Source organism: Streptomyces xanthophaeus (assembly GCF_000725805.1).
Lineage (GTDB): Bacteria > Actinomycetota > Actinomycetes > Streptomycetales > Streptomycetaceae > Streptomyces > Streptomyces xanthophaeus.
Genome location: NZ_JOFT01000012.1, coordinates 1 through 20,277, shown reverse-complemented (window position 1 = coordinate 20,277; position 20,277 = coordinate 1). Strand labels below are relative to the sequence as shown.

Annotated in this window: 15 protein-coding genes and 1 riboswitch; of the genes, 6 read left to right on the top strand and 9 right to left on the bottom strand. The window is 73.3% G+C overall.

Translation table 11 applies throughout. The annotated features are described in order from the left end of the window. Position 1 precedes the first annotated feature (1 nt). Complete coding sequence (locus IO30_RS0105995; protein WP_031140018.1) at positions 2–658, top strand: HAD-IA family hydrolase; 657 nt, start codon at positions 2–4, stop codon at positions 656–658. Positions 659–683: 25 nt separating this feature from the next. Here IO30_RS0105995 and IO30_RS40110 read toward each other — a convergent pair whose 3' ends face one another. Next, positions 684–1,088 (bottom strand): luciferase domain-containing protein, encoded by a 405-nt coding sequence (locus IO30_RS40110; RefSeq protein ID WP_037893242.1) that lies wholly within the window; start codon positions 1,086–1,088, stop codon positions 684–686. Between the two features lie 453 nt (positions 1,089–1,541). Between IO30_RS40110 and IO30_RS0105985 the strand changes: the two genes are divergently transcribed. The 3 genes from IO30_RS0105985 to IO30_RS0105975 all read left to right on the top strand — a co-directional run bounded on the left by IO30_RS0105985 (position 1,542) and on the right by IO30_RS0105975 (position 6,527). Beyond that, positions 1,542–2,798 carry a Gfo/Idh/MocA family protein gene (locus IO30_RS0105985; RefSeq protein ID WP_031140014.1) on the top strand — a complete coding sequence of 419 codons (1,257 nt, stop codon included), beginning with the start codon at positions 1,542–1,544 and terminating at the stop codon, positions 2,796–2,798. Between the two features lie 109 nt (positions 2,799–2,907). Further along, positions 2,908–4,008: a LacI family DNA-binding transcriptional regulator gene (locus IO30_RS0105980; RefSeq protein WP_031140012.1), complete on the top strand. Its 1,101-nt coding sequence runs from the start codon at positions 2,908–2,910 to the stop codon at positions 4,006–4,008. A 113-nt stretch (positions 4,009–4,121) separates the two neighbouring features. Then, a complete protein-coding gene (locus IO30_RS0105975) occupies positions 4,122–6,527 on the top strand; it encodes a polysaccharide lyase 8 family protein (protein WP_031140010.1) in 2,406 nt (801 codons plus the stop codon). A 35-nt stretch (positions 6,528–6,562) separates the two neighbouring features. Here the strand turns inward: IO30_RS0105975 and IO30_RS0105970 are convergent, their stop codons facing one another. From IO30_RS0105970 to IO30_RS0105935, 8 genes are all read right to left on the bottom strand, one after another. Further along, complete coding sequence (locus tag IO30_RS0105970) at positions 6,563–8,080, bottom strand: HAD-IA family hydrolase (RefSeq protein ID WP_031140008.1); 1,518 nt, start codon at positions 8,078–8,080, stop codon at positions 6,563–6,565. A 50-nt stretch (positions 8,081–8,130) separates the two neighbouring features. Beyond that, entirely contained in the window at positions 8,131–9,393 is a 1,263-nt protein-coding gene (locus IO30_RS0105965; protein ID WP_037893240.1) for an alpha-L-fucosidase, read from the bottom strand. 74 nt (positions 9,394–9,467) lie between these two features. Further along, positions 9,468–11,087: a glycoside hydrolase family 13 protein gene (locus tag IO30_RS0105960; protein WP_031140005.1), complete on the bottom strand. Its 1,620-nt coding sequence runs from the start codon at positions 11,085–11,087 to the stop codon at positions 9,468–9,470. Next, entirely contained in the window at positions 11,088–12,011 is a 924-nt protein-coding gene (locus IO30_RS0105955) for a carbohydrate ABC transporter permease (RefSeq protein ID WP_031140003.1), read from the bottom strand. Further along, positions 12,008–12,934, bottom strand: coding sequence for a carbohydrate ABC transporter permease (locus IO30_RS0105950; RefSeq protein WP_234321599.1), 927 nt, complete (start codon positions 12,932–12,934; stop codon positions 12,008–12,010). Before IO30_RS0105950 ends, IO30_RS0105955 begins: the two co-directional genes overlap by 4 nt. Before the next feature lie 82 nt (positions 12,935–13,016). Beyond that, on the bottom strand, positions 13,017–14,327 hold the full coding sequence (locus IO30_RS0105945) for an ABC transporter substrate-binding protein (protein WP_031140001.1): 1,311 nt from the start codon (positions 14,325–14,327) through the stop codon (positions 13,017–13,019). A gap of 181 nt (positions 14,328–14,508) precedes the next feature. Next, positions 14,509–15,525 carry a hydroxyacid dehydrogenase gene (locus IO30_RS0105940; RefSeq protein ID WP_031139998.1) on the bottom strand — a complete coding sequence of 339 codons (1,017 nt, stop codon included), beginning with the start codon at positions 15,523–15,525 and terminating at the stop codon, positions 14,509–14,511. A 104-nt stretch (positions 15,526–15,629) separates the two neighbouring features. Continuing rightward, entirely contained in the window at positions 15,630–18,965 is a 3,336-nt protein-coding gene (locus IO30_RS0105935) for a DUF3376 domain-containing protein (RefSeq protein ID WP_031139996.1), read from the bottom strand. Positions 18,966–19,083: 118 nt separating this feature from the next. Here IO30_RS0105935 and IO30_RS45250 point away from each other — a divergent pair, with 118 nt between their 5' ends. After that, a complete protein-coding gene (locus IO30_RS45250; protein ID WP_157853119.1) occupies positions 19,084–19,290 on the top strand; it encodes a hypothetical protein in 207 nt (68 codons plus the stop codon). A 91-nt stretch (positions 19,291–19,381) separates the two neighbouring features. Beyond that, positions 19,382–19,531, top strand: a riboswitch (cobalamin riboswitch). Positions 19,532–19,688: 157 nt separating this feature from the next. Then, positions 19,689–20,183 (top strand): hypothetical protein, encoded by a 495-nt coding sequence (locus IO30_RS0105925; RefSeq protein ID WP_031139995.1) that lies wholly within the window; start codon positions 19,689–19,691, stop codon positions 20,181–20,183. Positions 20,184–20,277: the final 94 nt, after the last annotated feature.

Here is a 20,277-nt window from a genome sequence, read left to right as displayed (position 1 = left end):
CATGAACGATGCAAGCGCCCCGCCCCGGCCCGCGCCCTCCCGGTTCGTCCTCTTCGACGTCGACGGCACCCTGATCGACGCACTCGCCAACCAGCGCCGGGTCTGGGCGACGTGGGCGCTGCGGCACGGCCTGGACCCGGACGAGGTGTACCGGGTGGCCCTGCGGACACGGCCGCTGGAGACCTTCGCCGAGGTCCTGCCGGGCCGGGACCCGCAGGAGTGTCTGGCCGCCCTGCACGAGCTGGAGGACGAGGACGTCCGTTCCGGCACCTACGCGGCCTTCGGCGGCGCGCGCGGCCTGCTCGCCGCCCTGCCCCCGGGCACGTGGGCGCTGGTCACCTCCAACTACGGGCACCGGGTGCGCGGACGTTTCGCGCGGACCGGCCTGCCGGTGCCCGAGGTGCTCGTCGACGCCGCCGGCGTCGAGGAGGGCAAGCCCTCCCCCGTCCCCTACCTGCTGGCCGCCGCCCGGCTGGGCGCCGCGCCGCGGGACTGCCTGGTCGTCGAGGACGCGCCCTCGGGCGTACGGTCCGGACTGCGCGCCGGGATGACCGTATGGGGCGTCAACGCGCCCGTGGCGGTGGAGGGCGTCCACCGCCACTTCGGGACCCTGCGCGAAGCGGCCCCCGAGATCCTGGCCTTCGCGTCCGGGGGCTGAGGCCGGATCAGGAGCTGCGACCCGATCAGGCGCAGGCGAGGCCCGCGACGATGGCGACCCGACTCCCGTGGTGCGTACAGGGATCAGGCCGCCGGGCCCCGTCGGCCACGTCGACCGGTGTACGGGTCGCCGCCTGGAGCGCGGCACTGACGAGGGTGGCCAGCAGGTCGACGTCGGAGCTCGTGTCCAGACGCACCGTCACCCAGTCGGATCCGGCGGACAGCCGGATCGCGGTGGAGCCGGCGAGGGCCGGCCGGAGCTTCGTGATCATGGAACGGGTGAGGTGGACGTCGGCTTCGTGCGCGCCGTGGAAGTGGACGATCTCCTGCGGACCGGCGTTCAGCCCGAGTCCGACGCCACAAGCCGGGTGGCCCTCGCTGAGCGCGGGCCAGCCCATCAGCTGTTCACTGGCGTGCCTAGCTGTGTTCATGCCCCGAGACTGCCCGCCTGGAGGCCGCCGCACAAGGCCCGTGGCCCAATACCGTCGGCCCGCGGCGCAGTCCGTTCCGGTCCCGGCCGGGGCCCGTCACTGCCCGCGTACGGGGCCGGGCGGTGAGCGAGGAGAAACGGCGGGGAGGCGGTGGGGAGAACGGCGGGGAGAACGCCGCGGAAGGCCGGTCGGGAGCACGGCCGCGAGGTACGACGGAGCACGGCCGCGGGGTCCGGCGGGGAGGGGCAGGGCCTCGCCGACGGGGGTTGCGGCGAGGCCCTGGCCGTGACGATACATCCCGGCGCCCGGATGGTCCGCAGAGTCCGGGAAATGCAGGGGTACGCCATGGCTTTCGCTCCCCCGGCCGGGCGGCTTGTCGGGGGCGTCCCCGCTCGCTAGCCTCGCGGCCCGCACCCCGGTACGCCGGGAACAGCTCTCTGGACGGGGAACCCGATGCCTCTCGGAGTCACTCTCGCGGTCGTCGGAGCCGGGGACCGCGGGTCCGCGCACGCGCGTTGGGCGCTGGCGCATCCCGGGCGGGCCCAGGTCGTCGCGGTGGCCGAGCCGCGCACGGTCCGGCGGGAGCGGTTCGCCGCGGACCACGCCCTGCCGGCCGGGGCGGCGGTGTCCGACTGGCGGGAGCTGGCGGCCCGCGGCCGGGTAGCGGACGCCGTGCTGATCTGCACCCTGGACCGCGAACACCTGGAGCCCGTACTGGAGTTCGCCGCGCTCGGCCACCACATCATGCTGGAGAAGCCGATGGCGCTGACCGAGGACGAGTGCCGGCGGATCGTGGCCGCGGTGGAGGAGGCCGGGGTGATCCTCTCCGTCGGCCACGTCCTGCGCTACACCCCGTACACGCGGGCGCTGAAGGAGGTCCTGGACTCCGGCAGGATCGGGGAGGTCGTGAGCGTCCAGCACCTGGAGCCGGTCGGGTTCTGGCACCAGGCCCATTCGTTCGTGCGCGGGAACTGGCGCCGTTCGGACGAGGCCACCTCCATGCTGATGGCGAAGTCCTGCCACGATCTGGACTGGCTCCAGTACGTGCTCGGCGGTCCTCCGGTGCGCGTGTCGAGTTTCGGCCGGCTCTCGCACTTCCGGCCCGAGCAGCGGCCCGTGGGCGCCGCCGGGCGGTGCCTGGACTGCGCGGTGGAGGCCACCTGCCCGTACTCCGCCCCACGCGAGTACGGCGACCGGCTGGCGCAGGGCAGGCACGGCTGGCCGCTGAGCGTGCTGATCGACGAGTTCACCCCGCAGGCCCTGGAGACCGCGCTGCGCGAGGGCCCCTACGGGCGCTGCGTCTACGCCTGCGACAACGACGTGGTCGACCACCAGGTGGTGGCCATGGAGTTCGCCTCCGGAGCCACCGCCACCTTCACGATGACCGCGTTCACCGAACAGGCCGACCGCCAGACCCGGATCTTCGGCACACGAGGCGAACTCCGCGGGGACGGACGGCAGTTGCACGTCTACGACTTCCTGACGCGCACGACGGAGAGCATCGGCCCCGGCCCCGCGGGGGCGATGGACGCAGCCGGGGGCCACGGGGGCGGCGACGCCGGGCTGATGGACGCCTTCGTGAGCGCGGTCGCCGCCGGGGACCCTTCTCTCGTGAGGTCCGGCCCTCAGGAGTCCCTCGTCAGCCACCTGACCGTACTCGCGGCCGAACGGGCCCGGCGCCGGGGCAGCGTCGAGACCGTGGTCACCTGAGCGGTACGGGCGGCCTGAACGGTATCGGCGATATCGAGCGATCGCTCAATACAATCACCTAGAGTGGTGCCGGACGTCACGTCAGCGGCCGACGGCAGGGGGACACACCATGCGAGCTCATGTCCGTGCGCGCCAGGACCGGGTGATCCGGATCGTGCGCGAGCACGGCAGCCTGAGCATCGCCGAGGTCGCCGTCCGGCTCGGCGTCTCCATGGTCACCGTCCGCCGCGACGCGGGGCTCCTCGTCTCCGAGGGGCGGCTCGGCCGGGTGCACGGCTCGCTGGTGTGGCCCGGTCCCGGCCGGCCTGCGCAGATGACGCTCGCGGCCCCCGCCCCGGCGGTCAAGGCGGGGACCGTCGTCGGCATGATCGTGCCCACCATGGGCCATTCGTTCTCCGAGGTCGTCCAGGGCGCCCGGGAGGTGCTCGCGCAGGGCGGGGCGCGCCTGGTGCTCAGCCTGTCCGGCTATCTGCCCGAGGAGGACCGGAGCCAGATCGAGCGGCTGATCGCCGCCGGGGCCGACGGCCTGCTGCTGACTCCCAGTTGGCAGGGTGCGCCCCTCTCCGGCGAGGCCCTTCCCCTGCCCGCCGCCTCCGTGCCCACGGTGCTGGTCGAGCGGTGGGCCGGGCCGGGCAGTGCGGCGCACGGCCTCGACCGGGTGCGCTCGGACTCGGCCTTCGGCGCCGCCTGCGCCGTACGGCACCTGGCCGCACTGGGCCACCGTCGCATCGCGCTCGCCCTCCAGGACGGTCCGCACGCACGGCAGTTGAGAGCCGGTTTCGAAGACGCCCTCACCGGCCTCGGACTGCCTGCGGAGTCCGCGCCGTGCTTCACCCCGGGCCGTACGGTCTCCGAGGCCGAACGCCACGACCTCACCCAGGAGTTCCTGCTGCGCGGGGTGCGCGGCCAGGGCGTCACGGCCGCCTTCGTCCACACGGCCGCGGACGCCGCGGTGCTGGCGCCGCGCCTGCAGGCCCTCGGGATCAAGATCCCCGGAGATCTCGCGCTGGTGGTCCACGACGACGAGGTGGCGGGGCTGTCCGAACCGGCCCTCACCGCCGTGGCCCCGCCCCGGCGCGCGGTGGGCGCGGCGGCCGCCCGGATGCTGCTCGAACGGCTGGGCGGCGGGGAGCGGGGGCCCGGTCAGCACATCGACCTGCTGCCCTCGTTGCGCGTGCGCGAATCGTGCGGCGCAGCACCCACCAGCTGATCGCTTGAATGAATCGGTTGTTACGCACCTCTTGAGCGGTCATTCAACTGCGTGCTACAAACCGGTCAGCGCGGCGCCCCCTCCCACCCCCGCGCCCCATTCCTGGAGGCTCCATGTCCACCCCATGGTCCCGCCGTTCCTTCCTGCACCTCTCCGGCAGCGCCGCACTGCTGTCCGCGCTCTCCTCGGCCGGAGCCCTGTCCGCGGCCGGTCCCGCCCTCGCGGCGGGCGACGCCTACGACACCCTCCGCGGCGTCTGGCGCGAGACCGTCCTGGGCAGCGGGTTCGACCCGGCGGCCGAGCCCTTCGCCGGGAAACTGGCGCTGTTGGGCAGTCAGGCCGCCGGACACCGCGCCACCATGGCGGCGGTGAGCGGCTCGCTCTGGCCGGACCTGCCCCTGACGGTGTCCGCCTCGATCACCGGCAGCTACACCCGGCTGGGCACGATGGCCCAGGCGTACGCACAGCCCGGCACGGGTCTGACCGGCGCCCCCGCCCTGGCCGCCGAGATCACGGCCGGTCTCGACCACCTCCACCAGCAGGTCTACAACCCCGCGAAGAGCCAGTTCGGCAACTGGTGGGACTTCCAGATCGGTTCCCCCCAGAGCCTGCTGGACACCGTCACGATCCTCTACGACGAGCTCTCCCCGGACCGGCTCTCCGGCTATCTCGCGGCCGTCGACCGCTTCGTACCGGATTCCTCGGTCTCCGCGTACACCGGCGTCAGTACCGGCGCCAACCGGGTGGACCTGTGCCGCTCCCTGGCCCTGCGCGGCGTCCTCGGCAAGAACCCGGCCAAGATCGCGCTCGCCCGCGACGCCCTCTCCCCCGTCTTCCCGCTCGTGACGTCCGGGGACGGCTTCTACGCCGACGGCTCCTTCGTCCAGCACACCTACCTCTCCTACACCGGCGCCTACGGTGTGGTGCTGCTGAGCGGCCTGGCCGGCCTCTTCTCCCTGCTGAACGGCTCCGCCTGGGCGGTCACCGACCCCCGCCGCCGGCTCGTCCTCGACTCGGTGGAGGGGTCCTTCGCCCCGTTCCTGTTCAACGGCCTGATGATGGACGCCGTCTCCGGGCGCTCCACCAGCCGGGGCAACCCGAGGACCAACGCGTACGGGTTCCAGGGCGGGGACCACGGCCGGGGTCACGGCGCCATGGCCGCCGTCGCCCTGCTCGCCACCGCCACGGGCGAGGCGGAGGGCGCGCGCTGGCGCGCCCTGGTGAAGGGCTGGATGCAGCGGGACTACTACAGCCCCCCGCTCACCGACACCGATCTGGGCGTCGCCGCACTGGCCCGCCTCAAGGCCGTGCAGGACGACACCTCCGTCACCGCGCTCCCCGAACCCACCGGACACCGCCTCTTCCCCGGCATGGACCGGGCCGTCCACCGCAGGCCGGACTGGGCGGCGTCCATCAGCATGGCCTCGAAGCGGATGGGCCTCTACGAGACGGGCAACGGCGAGAACCTCCGCGGCTGGCACGCCGGGGCCGGCATGCTCCAGTGGTGGGGCCGGACCTTCGGCAACGGCCAGTACACCGACGCCTTCTGGCCCACCGTCGACCCGTACCGGCTGCCCGGGACCACGGTGAGCCGCAAGGTGCTCGCGGACGCGGAGGGCGGCGCGTGGGGACTGCCCAGGCCGGACGTCAACTGGGTCGGCGGCGCCACCGACGGGGAGTACGCCGCCCTCGGGCAGTTCGTCCGCGGGCTGTCCAGCACCCTGTACGCCAAGAAGTCCTGGTTCTGTCTGGCCGACTCCGTCGTCTGCCTCGCGGGCTCCGTCCGCGCCACGGACGGGGTCGCCGTCGAGACCGTGGTCGACAACCGCAACCTCGGCGCGAGCGGCACCCAGGCCCTGACCGTGAACGGCGCCGTCCAGCCCGCCGCGCTCGGCTGGTCGGCGACCCTGAACGGCGCCTCCTGGGCACAGATAGCCGGTCACGGCGGCTACGTCTTCCCCGGCGGGGCGGCCGTCAAGGCGCTGCGGGAGGCACGGACCGGCTCCTGGCGCGACATCAACACCGGGGGCAGCAGCGACCCGGTGACCCGCCGCTACCTGACGCTCTGGTTCGACCACGGCGTGGATCCGGCGGGCGCCGCCTGCGCGTACGTGCTGATGCCCGGGGCCACCGTCCAGGCCACCGCCGCCCGGGCCGCCGACACCGGCTGGCTGACGGTGCTCGCCAACTCCAACGACCAGCAGGGCGTCCGGGTCGCTTCGCTCGGCGTGACCGCCGTCAACTTCTGGTTCGCCGGGAGCGTCGGCGGCCTCACCGCCGACCGGCCCGCCTGCGTCCTGGTCCGCGAGCGCGGCGACGGGACCGCGACCGTCTGCGTGAGCGACCCGATGCGGATGCAGAGCGGCCTCACCGTCACCTGGAACCGCCCCGTGGCCGCCGTGCTGTCCCGGCCGTCGACCGTCGTCTCCGCCGGTACCGGGTCCGCGCTGACCCTGGCCTTCGGGGACCTCACCGGGCAGGCCGGGGCCACCCAGCGGATCGAGGTGGCGCTGGGCTGAGCGGCCCGGAAGGCCCGGCGCACCGAAGTCCCCGGTCAGTCCGCCACGAGAGAACGCAGCAGCTGCGGATCGGCCTCGGTCAGCCGGCCGAGGACCATCCGCCCTTCCGCGGCCGGTATGGGCACCGTGGAGGGGACGGCGAGCACGGCGCAGCCCGCGGCCTCGGCGGAGGCCAGGCCCGCGGGGCTGTCCTCCACGGCCACGCAGGACCGCGGGTCGACGCCCAGGGCCTTCGCCGCGGCCAGGTACGGGTCGGCGTGCGGTTTGGTCCTCGGCGTCTCGCCCTCCGCGACGGTGACGGCGAAGCGGTGCGCCCCGAGTCCCTCCAGGACCAGGTCGACGACGGACCGGTGTGAGGCGGAGACGAGGCCGAGCGGGATGCCGTCCGAGGCCAGGGCGTCGAGGAGTTCCAGGGCCCCCGGCATGGGCCGGGAACCTCGGGCGACCTGCTGCTGGAAGCCTGCGCGCAGGACGCGTTCGATCTCCTCGACCGGGGACCGGCCGCCGGTGACCCGGTGCACGTGCCGGGCGGTGTCGGCGGCCGAACGTCCCACCACGGACGGCTCGTCGGCCTCGGTGAGGGCGTGGCCCAGGGTGCGGGTGACGGCCTGCGCCGTCTGCCACCACAGGGGTTCGGTGTCCACCAGCGTGCCGTCCATGTCGAAGAGCACCGCCTGCAGGCCCGCGGCCGGGCGGTCGGGGGCGCAGAACGGGAGGCCGTCGAGCGTCCAGTGCGGGTCTGCGGTGCGCCCGAGGGCCGCGTACACCTGCGCGGCGACGTCCTCCAGGCGCAGCTTCCGGGCAGGGGGTGCGGCCGGGATGCCGGGCCCGCAGGAGGCGATCCACGCCGTCCGTTCCCGGGCGCTGCGGCCGCCGTGGCCGCCGCAGTCGCGGTGTCCGTGGTCGGTGACCGCGATCACCGTCCAGGCCTCCTGTGCGTAGCCGGGCCGGGCCCGGACGGCGTCGAGGAGGCGCCCGAGGCGCTCGTCGGCCCGTTCGATCGCCCTCAGGTAGTCGGCGCCGCAGCCGCGCAGGTGGCCGGTCTCGTCGACCGCCCCGAGGTACACGAAGGAGACCTCGGGGTCGTCGCTGCCCAGGACGTGGACGGCCTCCGCGGTGACCTGGTCGTCGCAGACCTCCCAGTCCTCGCAGGTGTCCGCGCGCGGGGCGACGTAGGACAGCCGGGCCGGCGCCGCGAACAGCGGGCCGCCGTCACGGGCCAGCAGCAGCGGCTGCCAGCCGCCGGCCACGAAGGTCCTGCGCCCGTCCTCCTGGGCCAGCCGGGTGGTGAAGTCGGGGAAGACGGCCAGGCGGTTGCCGCCGAAGTGGTTGCCGTGGACGCCGTGCTTGGCGATGCCCACGCCGGTGGCGATGGTGGTCCAGCACGGGCCGGACATGGTGGGCGTGTCCTCGTCGATCTCGACCGGGGCGAGGAATCCGGCTGCGGCGATCGCGTCCAGGTGCGGTGTCGTGGTGGTGCGGAGCAGGTCGAGGCGGACTCCGTCGATGCCGACGACCAGGACGTGTCGGCGGGGGCTGGGTGAGGTGGCCACGGTCGGGCTCCCGTCTTCGGTGGGGTGGGGCGGCGGGGACGGCAGGGGGTTCATGCGGTGGGGTGCCCGGCCGCGGGGCCGGGCTCCGCCGCCAGTTCGGGGAGCGAGCTGTGACCCGTGCAGAAGCCGGTGACGGCGGCCAGGCGGCCGCCGGGGCCGGTGAGGCGGACGGTCAGCCTGGTGACTTCCACGGGGGCGAAGGCGTGCACGCGGCGTACGCCCACGGTGCGGCCGGAGGCGATGACCTCGCCGTCGGCCAGCACCTCGTGGCCGGTGACGAGCTGGCCGTGGGTCAGTTCCTCGGCCAGTTCCAGGTGGTCGAGCAGGACGGGCGCGGTGAAGCGGGCCACGACCTCGCCGTCGGGTCCGGCGGCGAGCGTGGCGCGGGCAGGGCGTGCGAAGCGCCGGGCGAGTTCCCCGCTGAATTCGAGCAGCCGGGCCCGGTCCGCCGGGTCGATCCGGCCCGTGCGGTCCGGCGGCACGTTGAGGAGCAGGCCTGCGCCGAGTCCGACCGAGCGGTACCAGACGGCCAGCAGGTGCTCGCGGCTCTTGAGGGTGTGCAGGTCGCCCTCCTGCCAGAACCAGTTCGCGCGGATCGGCACGTCGCACTCGGGCGGCAGGTAGCGGGCCCGGTCGAGGGCGCTGACGCCGTCGTCGTACAGGCTGATGCCGGTGGAGTCGACGGTGTACCAGCAGGGGTCGGCGGCGAGGCCGTCCTCGTTGCCGGCCCAGCGGATGGTCGGCAGGCCCATGTTGAACACCATCGCGTCCGGCTGGTGCTCGGCCACGACGGCCATCGCCGCGTCCCAGCCGTACGTCCTGCCTTCGGAGCCCGCACCGTCGAACCACAGCTCGTACAGCGGTCCGTAGCGGGTGCACAGTTCGGTGAGCTGCTGCCGGTAGAAGGCGTCGTAGGCCTCGGGGTCCTCGTAGCAGGCCGCGTTGCGGTCCCAGGGCGAGAGGTAGAGGCCGAGCCCGATGCCGGCCTCCCGGCAGGCTTCGGCGAGTTCACCGACCACGTCGCCCTTCCCGCCGCGCCACGGGGAGGAGGCGACCGAGTAGGCGGTGGTGGCGGTCGGCCAGAGGCAGAACCCGTCGTGGTGCTTGGCCGTCAGGACGACGTACGCGGCCCCTGCTTCGACCGCGGTCCGCACCCACTGGCGGGTGTCGAGGGCGCAGGGCGCGAAGAGGGCCGGGTCCAGCGTTCCGTCGCTCCATTCGCAGCCGCCGAAGGTGTTCACCCCGAAGTGCAGGAACAGTCCGAACCCGTCTTGCTGCCAGGCGAGTTGGGCGGGGGTGGGGCGGATCGTCATCGGGTCTCCTTCGAAGGGGGCGGAGCCGGCCCGCGGGCCCCCACGCCCGGGGCCGGCTCCTGTGGGGCCCTCACCTAGGCGGTGCGGAGCCACACGGCGGTCTCTCCCGGCAGCGTTCCGTCCGCGGGGAGCGGTCCGCTGGCCAGGAGGGGTCGCGTCCGGGGCGGCAGCGGCAGCGGCCGGTCGCCGAGGTTGACCAGGCAGGTGAAGCCCGGTCCGCGGCCGAAGGCCAGCGCTCCGGCCGGTGCCGGGAGCCAGCCGAACTCCGCTCCGGACAGGGCGGGTTCGCTGCACCGCAGGGCCAGGGCCGCGCGGTAGAGCTCCAGCACGGAGGCCGGGTCGCCCTGCTGCGCCGCGGCGGTGAGCGGAGCCCAGTGCGCGGGCTGCGGCAGCCAGGGCGGGGCGGTCGCCCCGTCGGGGCTGAAGCCGTACGGGGCCCGGTCCCCCGACCAGGGGAGGGGTACGCGGCATCCGTCGCGGCCCCGGTCGGTGTAGCCGGACCGGGGCCACCTCGGGTCCTGGAGCAGGCCGGCGGGGATGTCCTCGACCTCGGCCAGGCCCAGTTCCTCGCCCTGGTAGACGTAGGCGCACCCCGGGAGGGCGAGGGTCAGCAGGGCGGCGGCCCGGGCGCGCCGGGTTCCGCGGCCGAGGTCGACGGGGACGCCCTCGGTGACCGGGTCCCACCGGTGGCGGGTGTCGGCGCGGCCGTAGCGGGTGACGTGGCGGATCACGTCGTGGTTGGAGAGCACCCAGGTGGGGACCGCGCCGACGGGGGTGTGGTCGTCGAAGGTGCGGTCGATGACTGCACGCAGTGCGTCGGCGTCCCAGGCGGCGCCGAGGAAGGGGAAGTTGAAGGCGGTGTGCAGTTCGTCGGGGCGCAGGTAGGCGCGCAGGCGTTCCCGGTCGTCGCTCCATATCTCCCCGACGAAGACCCGCTCGCCTTCGTAGGAGTCGGCGAGGGCCCGCCAGGAGCGGTATATCTCGTGCACGCCGTCCTGGTCGGCCCAGGGGACGTCGTCTGCGTCGCGGGCCGGGTAGTCGTGGAGCTCGGGCAGCCCGGGTGCCTTGACGAGGTGGTCGGCGACGTCGATGCGGAAGCCGTCGGCGCCGCGGTCGAGCCAGAAGCGCAGGATGTCCTCGAACTCGGCGCGGACCGCCGGGTGTTCCCAGTTGAAGTCGGGCTGTTCGGGGGCGAAGAGGTGCAGGTACCACTCGCCGTCGGGGACCCTGGTCCAGGCGGGGCCGCCGAAATGGGAGGACCAGCCGGTGGGCGGGAGCGCGCCGTCGGGGCCTCGGCCCGGACGGAAGTGGAAGCGGGCCCTTTCGGGTGAGCCTGGTCCGGCGGCGAGGGCGCGCCGGAACCACGGGTGGCGGTCCGAGCAGTGGTTGGGCACGAGGTCGACGATGATGCGCAGGCCCAGGGCGTGGGCTTCGCCGATCAGTGCCTCGGCCTCGGAGAGCGTGCCGAACACAGGGTCGACGGCGCGGTGGTCGGCGATGTCGTAGCCGCCGTCGGCCATCGGGGAGGCGTACCAGGGGCTGAGCCAGACGGCGTCGACGCCGAGGCCGGCCAGGTAGGGCAGCCGCTGACGGATGCCGGCCAGGTCGCCGATGCCGTCGCCGTTCCCGTCGGCGAAGCTGCGGGGGTAGATCTGGTAGACGACGGCATTGCTCAGCCATCCGCGGTCCGGCACCTACTTCACCGCCCCTGCGGTCAGGCCGGAGCGCCAGAAGCGCTGGAGGCAGAGGAAGGCGATCACCAGCGGGACCACGGCGATCAGCGATCCGGTGATGGCCAGCGAGTACATCTCGGGGCTCTCGGTGATCGAGATGTTCCACATGTGCAGGCCGAGGCTGACCGGGTAGAGGTCCTTGTCGTTCAGCATGATCAGCCCGCCGTAGAAGTTGTTCCAGCTGGCGGTGAAGGAGAACAGGAACAGGGTCACGAAGCCCGGGGCGAGCATGGGCAGGGCGATGGAGCGGAAGGTGCGTACGTCGCCCGCGCCGTCGACGCGGGCCGCCTCGATGACCTCGTAAGGGACGTAGCCCTCGCAGAAGACCCGTGCGAGGTAGACGCCGAACGGGTTGACCAGGGAGGGGATCAGCAGCGCCCAGTAGGTGTTGGTGAGTCCGGCCTGGGAGGCGAGCAGGTACATCGGCAGGGTGAGTACGGCTCCCGGGACGAGCACGCCCGCCAGGACGACTCCGAAGAGCTTCTCCTTGCCGCTGAACTCGTACTTGTCGAAGGCGTATCCCGCCGCGACGGAGACGAGGGAGGACAGGGCCGAGCCGACCACGGCGTAGAGGACGGTGTTGAGGAGCCAGCGTCCGTAGATGCCGTCGTCGTGGGTGAACACCTCGTGGATGTTGCTGAAGAGGTTGAACTCCCCGAGGCTGAACCCGTCGGTGCCGAAGAGGTCGCGGCGGTTCTTGGTGGCGGCGATCAGCAGCCAGCTGACCGGCATCAGCGTGTAGCAGGCCAGCATGATCAGCACGGCGTTGACGGCGGTCTTCGAGGCCCAGGCGCGCCGGGGGCGGCGGCGTGGTGTCGGTGCGGGGGGCGCGGGGGCGGCGCCGGTGTGCTCCGCGGTGCGCGGTGCGGCGGTCTGTGTGCTCATGATTCCTGCCACCGCTTCCCGATCCGGGTGACCAGGAAGGACAGTGCTCCGGCCACGAGCGCCAGGAGCAGCGAGGCGGCGGCCGCGCTCGCGTAGTCCTGGTCGATGAACGCCTTGCTGACGATGTACATGGTGGGCGACCAGTCGTTGCCGAGGGCCTGTGCCTTGTCGGAGAGCAGCCGGGGCTCCGTAAAGAGCTGGATCGCTCCGACGCAGGTGAACAGGACGGTCATGACCACCGAGGAGCGAATGATCGGGACCTTGATCCGCAGGGCGATGCGCCAGGCCCCGGCCCCGTCCACGGTGGCGGCCTCGATGACCTCGCGGGGCACGGCCTGGAGCGCCGCGAAGAAGATCACCAGGTTGTAGCCGATCCACTGCCAGACGGCGATGTTGACCATGGAGGAGAGGGAGTTGGCGGGCGAGAAGAAGTTCCAGCTGCCGCCGGCGGCGTCGATCCAGTCGATCACCGGGCTGAGGCCCGGGGTGTAGAGGTAGATCCAGATGAGCGCGGCGATCAGTCCGGGGACCGCGTGCGGCAGGAAGAACGCGAGCTGGAAGAACCGCCTGGCCCGGGCGTGGGCCGAGTCGACCAGCAGGGCCAGGCCCAGCGCCCCGCCGATCAGGACCGGGATGTACACCAGGCAGTACGCGGCCACGTGCAGGAAGGAGGTGCGGAAGGCCGGGTCGGCCAGGACCGCCGAGTAGTTCGCCAGTCCCGCGAAGCTGCGCTCGACACCGCCGAAGCCGAGTCCCGAGGACTGTTCCCGGAACAGGCTCATCCAGCCCGCGTAGGCCACCGGCGCCACGATCACGACGGCGAACAGGACGAAGAACGGGGAGAGGAAGAGGACCAGGGCGCCGCGTCTGCTGCGTCGCGCGGTGCTCGCGGCGGCTGCCGCTGTGGTGGAGGGTGTGGCCACGGGCGTGCTCCTTGGCGGTGCGGGTGCTTCGGACGTGGGGGCGGCCGCGCCGGACTGGGGTCTGCGCGGCCGCCCCGGCGGGTCAGTCGGCGAGCTTGAGACCGCGGCTCTGGATCGCCGTGCGGGCCGACTCCTGTGCCTTGACCAGGCCGCTCGGCAGGCCGCTGCGCGCCGCCTCGTCCTTGAAGTCGGCGTTGACCTTCCCCCAGACGGGACCCCAGGTCCAGCCGGGAACGATCGTGGCGACCTGCTCCCCGGTCAGCTTGTAGAGGTCCTGGCCGCCGAAGTAGGAGGTGTCGAAGGCCTTGGCGGCGACCGCCGCCATCTCCGGGTTCGCGGGCAGGGCGCTGCTCGGGCTCTTCAGGGCGCCGATCCGGGCCTCCATCGCCGCCGGGTCGGTGGTCACCCACTTGATGAACTCGGCCGCCGCCTTGGCGTGCTTGCTGCCCTTGGTGACGGCGAAACTGGTGCCGCCGTACATGCCGCTGGCGGGGGTGCCCCAGTGCGGGATCGGGGCGACGCCCCACTTGCCCTTGAGGTCGGGCATGGCGGCGATCATCCCGCCCGCGCTCCACGCGGCGCCGAGGACGCTGGCGGTGGTGCCGTCGGCCCTGGACTTGTTCTCCTCGGGGCTTCCGGCACCGTAGTTGAAGACCAGGTCGTCCTTGAGCATGCCCTGCCAGAAGGCGGCGACCTTCTGGGAGGGGGCGTCGTTGATGTCCGGCTTCCAGGCGCCGTCCTTGATCTGGAACCACTTGGCCCCTGCCTGCCAGGAGAGGGTCGCCTCCAGGGGGGTGTCGGTCGGGAAGCTGCCGATGCGCGCCTGGGGCTCGGCGGCCTTGATCTTCTCCGCTGCGGCGCGGTACTCGTCCCAGGTGGTGGGGACGGCGACGCCGTGCTTCTCGAAGAGGTCCTTGCGGTAGAAGTAGACCTGCGGGGTGGCGTCGAAGGGCACCGACCAGGTCTTGCCGCCGAAGGTCACGAGGTTCTGTACGCCCGCCGGGAAGCGCTTCTTCACCAGGTCGCCCGACGAGGCGGTGAGGTCCTCCAGGTATCCCTGGCTCGCGAACTCCGGGACCATGTTGTACTCGATGGTCGCCACGTCGGGCGCGTCGCCCGCCTTGATCGCGTTGCTGATCTTGCTGTAGCCGTCGGCGCCGCCGGGTATCTGGGAGAACTTCACCTGGATGTCCTTGTGCGACGCGTTGAACGCGGCCGCCGCGGCTTCGGCTCCACTGGTCCAGGTCCAGTACGTGAGGGTGACGGGCTTGCCCTGGTCGCCCGAGGCGCCGGCCTCGGAGTCGGATCCGGAACCGGCACAGGCGGAGGTCAGCAGGGCGAGGGACACCGCTGCGGCCACCGCACCGTGGGCACGCAAGGACTGAGCTTTCATTGACCTGCTCCTTGGCGAGTGGAGTGAACGGGTCGAATCATTCGCCCACTACATCTTGAACGTCAAGAGCATGTGAACAATTGATCAATACGATCACTCAAAGGCGGCCCCGTACGCGCGCACGGCTGCGCGCGCGGCGGCGCACGGGGCACGGGGCACGGGGAACCGGGGAAGTGCTGCGTCAGGCGATGCGGCGGAGCTCTTCGCGGCGCACCGCATGGACGAACGGCAGGCCCGCGGCATAGCGCGCGATCTCGTCGACCGCCGAATCGGCCATCCGGTGCAGTTCGTTGCCGAGGGAGCCCGCGACGTGGGGGGTCAGCAGCACGTTCGGCAGGTCGTAGAGCGGGGAGTCGGCCGACAGGACCTCGGGATCGGTCACGTCGATGACGGCGTGCAGCCGCCCGGAGACCAACTCCTCGGTGACCGCGGCCCCGTCGACCAGGGAACCGCGCGCCGTGTTGATCAGGGTGGCCCCGTCGCGCATCAGTGCCAGCCGCCGGCGGTCGATCAGCCGGCGCGTCTCGGGCAGCTCCGGCGCGTGCAGGCTGACCACGTCCGACGTCGCGCAGAGTTCGTCGAGCCCCAGCTTGCGGACCCCCAGTCCGGCGGCCTCGGCCACGCTCACGTAGGGGTCGTAGAGGACGGGCTCCAGGTCGTAGGGGCGCAGCAGTTCGATCACCCGGCGGCCGATCCGGGAGGCGCCCACGATGCCGACGGTGCGGCGGTAGTTGCCCGCGTGGCCGTACCTCAGGTGCCAGTCGTGCGGCTTGTCGCGGACCCTGCGGTACTCCTCCCGGAGCTCCATCACCCGTTTGTTCGCGAGCAGGACCATCGCGACGGTGTACTCGGCCACCGGCAGGGAGTTGGCCTGGGCGGCGGAGGACACGGCGATGCCGCGGTCCCAACAGGCGTCCGTGACGATGTGCTTGACGGAGCCCGCGGCATGGACGACGGCCTCCAGGCGGGGTGCGGCGGCCAGGACGCGGGCATCGAGGGCGGGCGCGCCCCAGAAGGTGAGCAGCACCTCGGCCCGGTCCAGGGCCGCGGCCGCCTCGGGTGCGGAGAAGTCTTCGACGATCAGTTCCGGGTCGAACTCGGCCACGTCGTGGAGCCGACGGGCGGTCGCGTGGTCCAGCAGGCGGGGGCCCAGCGCGGGGGCCATGGCCAGCAGGATCCGCGGGCGACGAACGGGCATCTGGTGCTCCTTGCGGCGAAGTGAGGCCGCGCCGACTCTACGAAGCCGGTTTCCGATCGTCAAGATTCATCAATCATAAACGTCGATTCGATCGATACGATCGCCTACTCGGTTTCCGGCCCCCGCAGTCTCCGGCGGCCGGTCCGCGGACGCGGGCGCAGCCAGCTGAGGGCTGCCGTCACCAGGAACAGGACGGCGTACAGGACGAGAACCGGCCACCAGGCGTTCGTACCCGTTCCCGGAACGAGGCTCTGCAGGAAGAAGGCGAGCACCCCCGCCGTCACCGCCACGCCTGCCATGGCCTCCCAGTGCGTCTCCCCGTCCGAACCCACGTAGAGGGCGCCGCCCGCGCCCGCGGCCATCGCGGCGCCCACGATCAGCGAGCGCACCCCCGGCGGGAGGCCGTCCGGGCCCGCGGACGGGCACGCGTCGCACACCACGCACAGGAGGACCGCGAAGAGGGCGGCGGGCAGCAGGGCGAGGCCCAGTCGCCCCAGGGCCCGGAGCGCGCCCTCCCCACCGGTCCGGACGGCCATCCCGCCCACCAGGCCGGGTACGAAGGCACAGAGCAGGATGAGGTGCCCGGGCGGCGAGAACCAGGCTCCGGCGCCGAAGGCCACGCCCACCCAGGCCAGGGAGGCCGCGAAGGCCGCCCACAACGGTGCGACCAGCGCCAGGACCGCGGGCAGGCAGAGGAAGGGCTTGAGCAGGCCGAGCACGACCTGGGGCACCCGGGCCAGGCGCCTGCCCGAGGGCTGCAGCGCCGGCCAGGCCAGGAGGCCCGCCCGCAGGAGGGCTCGGCGGGGGTCGGGAGCCCGCAGCAGGGCGGGGACGTTCTCGGCCCCGATGCCCTTGAAGTCCTTGAGGGCCGCATCGAATTCGACGTCAGGGGGATCCTGCGGGACCAGGGGCCGGTCGCCTCCGCCGGGTGCACCGACGAGCGCGGAGATCACGGGGAGTTCCTGCGCGAGGATCTCCCTCTGCCGGATCTGGATCAGCAGGTGGCGCAGCCGGTCCCAGGGCGACCCGTCCGGTGCCTCAGCCCAGAGCCGGGACAGGGCGGCGGTGACCGGGCCCGCACCGGCACAGGCATCGTCCGGAACGCCTGCGGGCCACAGCTGTCCGGGCAGCCACCCCAGGGAGGGCGCGAGCGCGGCCACGACGCCGTCGAAGAATCCCGGGGCCTCGGGGTCCTGGAACACCTCCTCCAGGCGTTCGTCGGTGGCGGCGACCCGGACCAGCGAGGCGGCGGCGTCGAGGCGGCCCCAGGTCCAGTCGCCGATGCGCCAGCGCGCGCTGAGGAACGCGGAGAAGTTGCTGAGCTGGTTGCCGCTGAGCTTGCCCTCGACCAGTTCCTTCGGGGCCCGGTCACCGAGCAGCCTCTCGGACGCCCAGCTGGTGTTCGCCGCCGAGATCGTGTGGAAGGAGACCGGTGCGGGCTCGGCCAGCGGGTCGGGGCACAGCGGCCCCAGGAGCACCTCCGCGGCCGTCAGGGCGGTCATCATGCCCGCGCTGCCCAGCGCGGCGGCCTCGTGGAGAGCGGCGAATCCCGGCACGGGCGGGTCCGGCTCGGCGCCCGGACCGGGGGACATCGCCAGGCCGATGTCCCGGCCGAGCTCGGCGAGGCTCCGCCACAGGCGCGCGTAGAGCTCCTCCCCGGGCGAAGCCCCCGGCGGGGTCCCTGGCGCCCCCGGCGTCCCCGGCGCCACCGTGGCCGTCGCCGGTCCGGCGGCCGCGGCGGCGAGGCGCGCAGCCCAGCCGTCCCACTCCTCGTCCGTGTCCGGAAGGGCCGGCAGTACGCCGTCCAGCTGGACGGTGGCACTGCGTACGAGCGCGACCGGATCGAGGAGGCCCGCGGCGAGCCCGGCCCTGAACGCGGTGAGCAGCGCCCGGTCGCGGGCGGCGATGAGGGTGGCGATGGCGAGCCGGTGCGCGTACAGGCGGGGGCGGCACTCCGTCAGCAGGGGGACGTTCCCGGTCCGGCCGATCCGTTCGAACGTGCAGATCCACTGCAGCAGCAGCCGCAGGGAACGCGCAGGCGTCATCGGGGAGCGTCCCTGGTCCGCGATCCGTACGAAGGGCATGCCCTCCGGCAGGATCCAGTGGCCCCCCAGCGTCCGCAGGTCCTTGAGGAACGGCACCGAACCGTCGCCGCCGCCGGTGTCCAGCGCGTCGAGCGGGCCCGGGCCGGAGGGCAGCGGCAGCGGGTCCGCGCCGGTCACCTCGACGGGGTCCTGGAGCAGCCGGACCAGTCTGCGGGCCTCGGCGCCGCCCGTCTGCTCGCGGTAGCCGGCCAGCCCGCCGGTGGCCGCCTGCGCGCACTGGACGAGGGTGGGCGGGAGGACCCCGGTGAGGGCGGCCCGCCGGGCCACGGTGTCCTCGACCGCCTGGAACTCGGCGGCGTCGTCGAGCAGGGACTCGGCCCCGGCCTTGACGGCGAAGGACTTGAACGCCAGGTGCAGCATCCGGGTGACCCGCCCGGGTGCTTCCGTTTCCCCGGGGGCGGACGGGTACGGGGGTACCGGCTGGAGGAAGAGCAGCCACCGGTCGACGCTCCGGTCCGCCGGGGACCCCGCGATGGCCCGCAGGGCCCAGGCCACCGGGATGTTGTCCAGCAGCCCTCCGTCGACCAGTTCCACCCGGCCGCCGGAGCCGGGGTCCGGGTAGCCGGTCTCGCTGCTGATGCCCCACAGGTTCGGGGGGTCCGGCACGTGCGTGGGCCCGGTCGGAGGGGTTCCGGTCACCGGCCGGGCCGGTTCGAAGGCACCGGGGAAGGAGGACGAGGCGCGGGCCGCGTAGGCCAGCCGGTTCAGGGCCTCCGGCCTCCCGGCACCGGTGGGGAAGTCCGTCAGGGCGGCGGCCGCGGGGTCCGCCGCGGTGCGGTGGCGGAACCGGAAGTAGGCGCGGGAACGGCCCGTGAGCAGGGGCTGCCCGAGGGTGGGCCGGACCCGGTCGGGCCGTGCCCGCAGCCGGGTGGCCGTCAGGATCAGGCGCAGGGCGGCGGGGGGCTGCTCGGGCGGCGAGCCCCGCTCGATCAGCAGCTCCAGCTTGGCGCGCAGGCCCTGGTAGAAGGCCGCGTCGCCGCGCAGGAGGGAGTCGGGGACGCGGCCGGGCCGGGCGGCGCGGCGGAGCAGCGACTCCAGGTCGCCGAGCTCCAGCCACACGTCGCGCACGCCCGCGTCGAAGGGCATCCCGTAGACGAGGTGGCAGGCGAGCAGGACGCCGTTGAGGCCGCCCGCGCTCGTGCCGGCGAGGACGTCGACGGTGACGTCCTCGTACCCGCAGTCGCGCAGGAGCGGGCCGTAGACCCCGTCCTTGTTGCGCAGGGCGGCGACCTCGCAGCACGATCCGCCCATCCACACCGCGAGGCTCACGCCGCCGCGCATGGCCAGGGCCAGGCGCAGTTCCTTGCTCAGGGGACTCGGCTCGGCAGGGGTCATGCTCCCAGCGTCCACCCGCCCGCGGCGCGCGGCCCGGTGGAGACCCCCTGCGGTCACGGCGCGGTGACGATGCGGTCACGCACCGCCACGCCGGGGGCAGCAGGATCGTTGCTCCGGCATGCAGGAGACGCATTTCGCCACAGAAGCAACGGCCGTGCCACCGCGTCCGCTCAGTGCGCTCGGTGCTGCGCGGGTGAAGTCGGACTCGCCCATCTACGACCGGCTGGAGCTCGAATGGCTGCGCGCGGGCCGGACGGTGCCGCGGCCGGTGAGCCCGGCCGGGTGGCGGCGGGTGGACGACGACGACCGCTTCCGGCGGGCCTGAACCGCGCCCGGGTCCCCGGCGCGCCCCGAACGGCGGTGCGCCCGGCCGGAGATGGGTCCCGAACAGCCTGGCGGCCGCTGCGCGCCAGGCCGTACGATGCGCATGTTCCGGCCCTGACCGGAGCGACAACTGAATGCGTGTGCGACTGGGGGAAGCCGGTGGGAATCCGGCGCTGACCTGCAACCGTGAACGGCGCCCCGGCGCCGTGAGTCGGAGAACCCGGCGTGCGGCGCGATCACCGCTTCTCCCTGTCACGGTCTACAGCGCGGAGCACCCCACCCGGGCCACCGGTCCCTCCTCCCCCGCCTCCGGGCTGGCCGCGGGAGGGCCATCGCGCGCGCGGGCCGGCGGGGTGCGGCCGGGCGCAGGCCGTGGCCCGTTGCCAGGAAGGCATCTCCATGCGCCAGAACGTCATACGCCGCGCCGCCGTCACCGCGGCCGTCCTCGGGCTCGCCCTGACCACTGCGCCGGCCCTCGCCCAGGCGCAGCCCGCGCACCACCCGAACACGAACAAGCCGGTCAGGGTGGCCCTGACCGTGCAGGGCCCCGACGGGGTGCTGTTCACGGGCAAGGTCACCACCAAGGGGCACGACGTCACCACCGCCACCGGCGGCACCCACAAGTGCGACGGCACCAACGGCGGCGCGAACCCGACCGCCGTCCCCACCCCCACGGCCGCCCTCGACGACGCCGCCCGCAGCAACTACTTCGGCTGGGACGGCACCTGGTACGCCTCCTTCGACGACTTCTCCGTCGACACCGTCAAGGACGTGAGCGGCGGGGGGCAGGCCTACTGGGACATCTCCGTGAACGGGGTGTCGACCCCGGTCGGCGGCTGCCAGTTCAGACTCCGGGCGGGCGACCAGGTCGCCTTCGTCTGGACGGCCTTCTAGGTGTGTTGTCCCGGGACGTTGGTGACACGCGTGCTGGGTTCTTGAAATGGGTGAGGGCCTCCGGGTTCGGTGTGGATTGCGACATCTCCACCGA

Bases quoted from the DNA above. Each gene is read 5' to 3' on its own strand.
- IO30_RS0105940 (WP_031139998.1), bottom strand. From the start codon at position 15,525: ATGCCCGTTCGTCGCCCGCGGATCCTGCTGGCCATGGCCCCCGCGCTG.
- IO30_RS45250 (WP_157853119.1), top strand. From the start codon at position 19,084: ATGCAGGAGACGCATTTCGCCACAGAAGCAACGGCCGTGCCACCGCGT.
- IO30_RS0105955 (WP_031140003.1), bottom strand. From the start codon at position 12,011: ATGAGCACACAGACCGCCGCACCGCGCACCGCGGAGCACACCGGCGCC.
- IO30_RS0105975 (WP_031140010.1), top strand. From the start codon at position 4,122: ATGTCCACCCCATGGTCCCGCCGTTCCTTCCTGCACCTCTCCGGCAGC.
- IO30_RS0105995 (WP_031140018.1), top strand. From the start codon at position 2: ATGAACGATGCAAGCGCCCCGCCCCGGCCCGCGCCCTCCCGGTTCGTC.
- IO30_RS0105980 (WP_031140012.1), top strand. From the start codon at position 2,908: ATGCGAGCTCATGTCCGTGCGCGCCAGGACCGGGTGATCCGGATCGTG.
- IO30_RS0105985 (WP_031140014.1), top strand. From the start codon at position 1,542: ATGCCTCTCGGAGTCACTCTCGCGGTCGTCGGAGCCGGGGACCGCGGG.
- IO30_RS0105965 (WP_037893240.1), bottom strand. From the start codon at position 9,393: ATGACGATCCGCCCCACCCCCGCCCAACTCGCCTGGCAGCAAGACGGG.
- IO30_RS0105925 (WP_031139995.1), top strand. From the start codon at position 19,689: ATGCGCCAGAACGTCATACGCCGCGCCGCCGTCACCGCGGCCGTCCTC.
- IO30_RS40110 (WP_037893242.1), bottom strand. From the start codon at position 1,088: ATGAACACAGCTAGGCACGCCAGTGAACAGCTGATGGGCTGGCCCGCG.
- IO30_RS0105945 (WP_031140001.1), bottom strand. From the start codon at position 14,327: ATGAAAGCTCAGTCCTTGCGTGCCCACGGTGCGGTGGCCGCAGCGGTG.
- IO30_RS0105935 (WP_031139996.1), bottom strand. From the start codon at position 18,965: ATGACCCCTGCCGAGCCGAGTCCCCTGAGCAAGGAACTGCGCCTGGCC.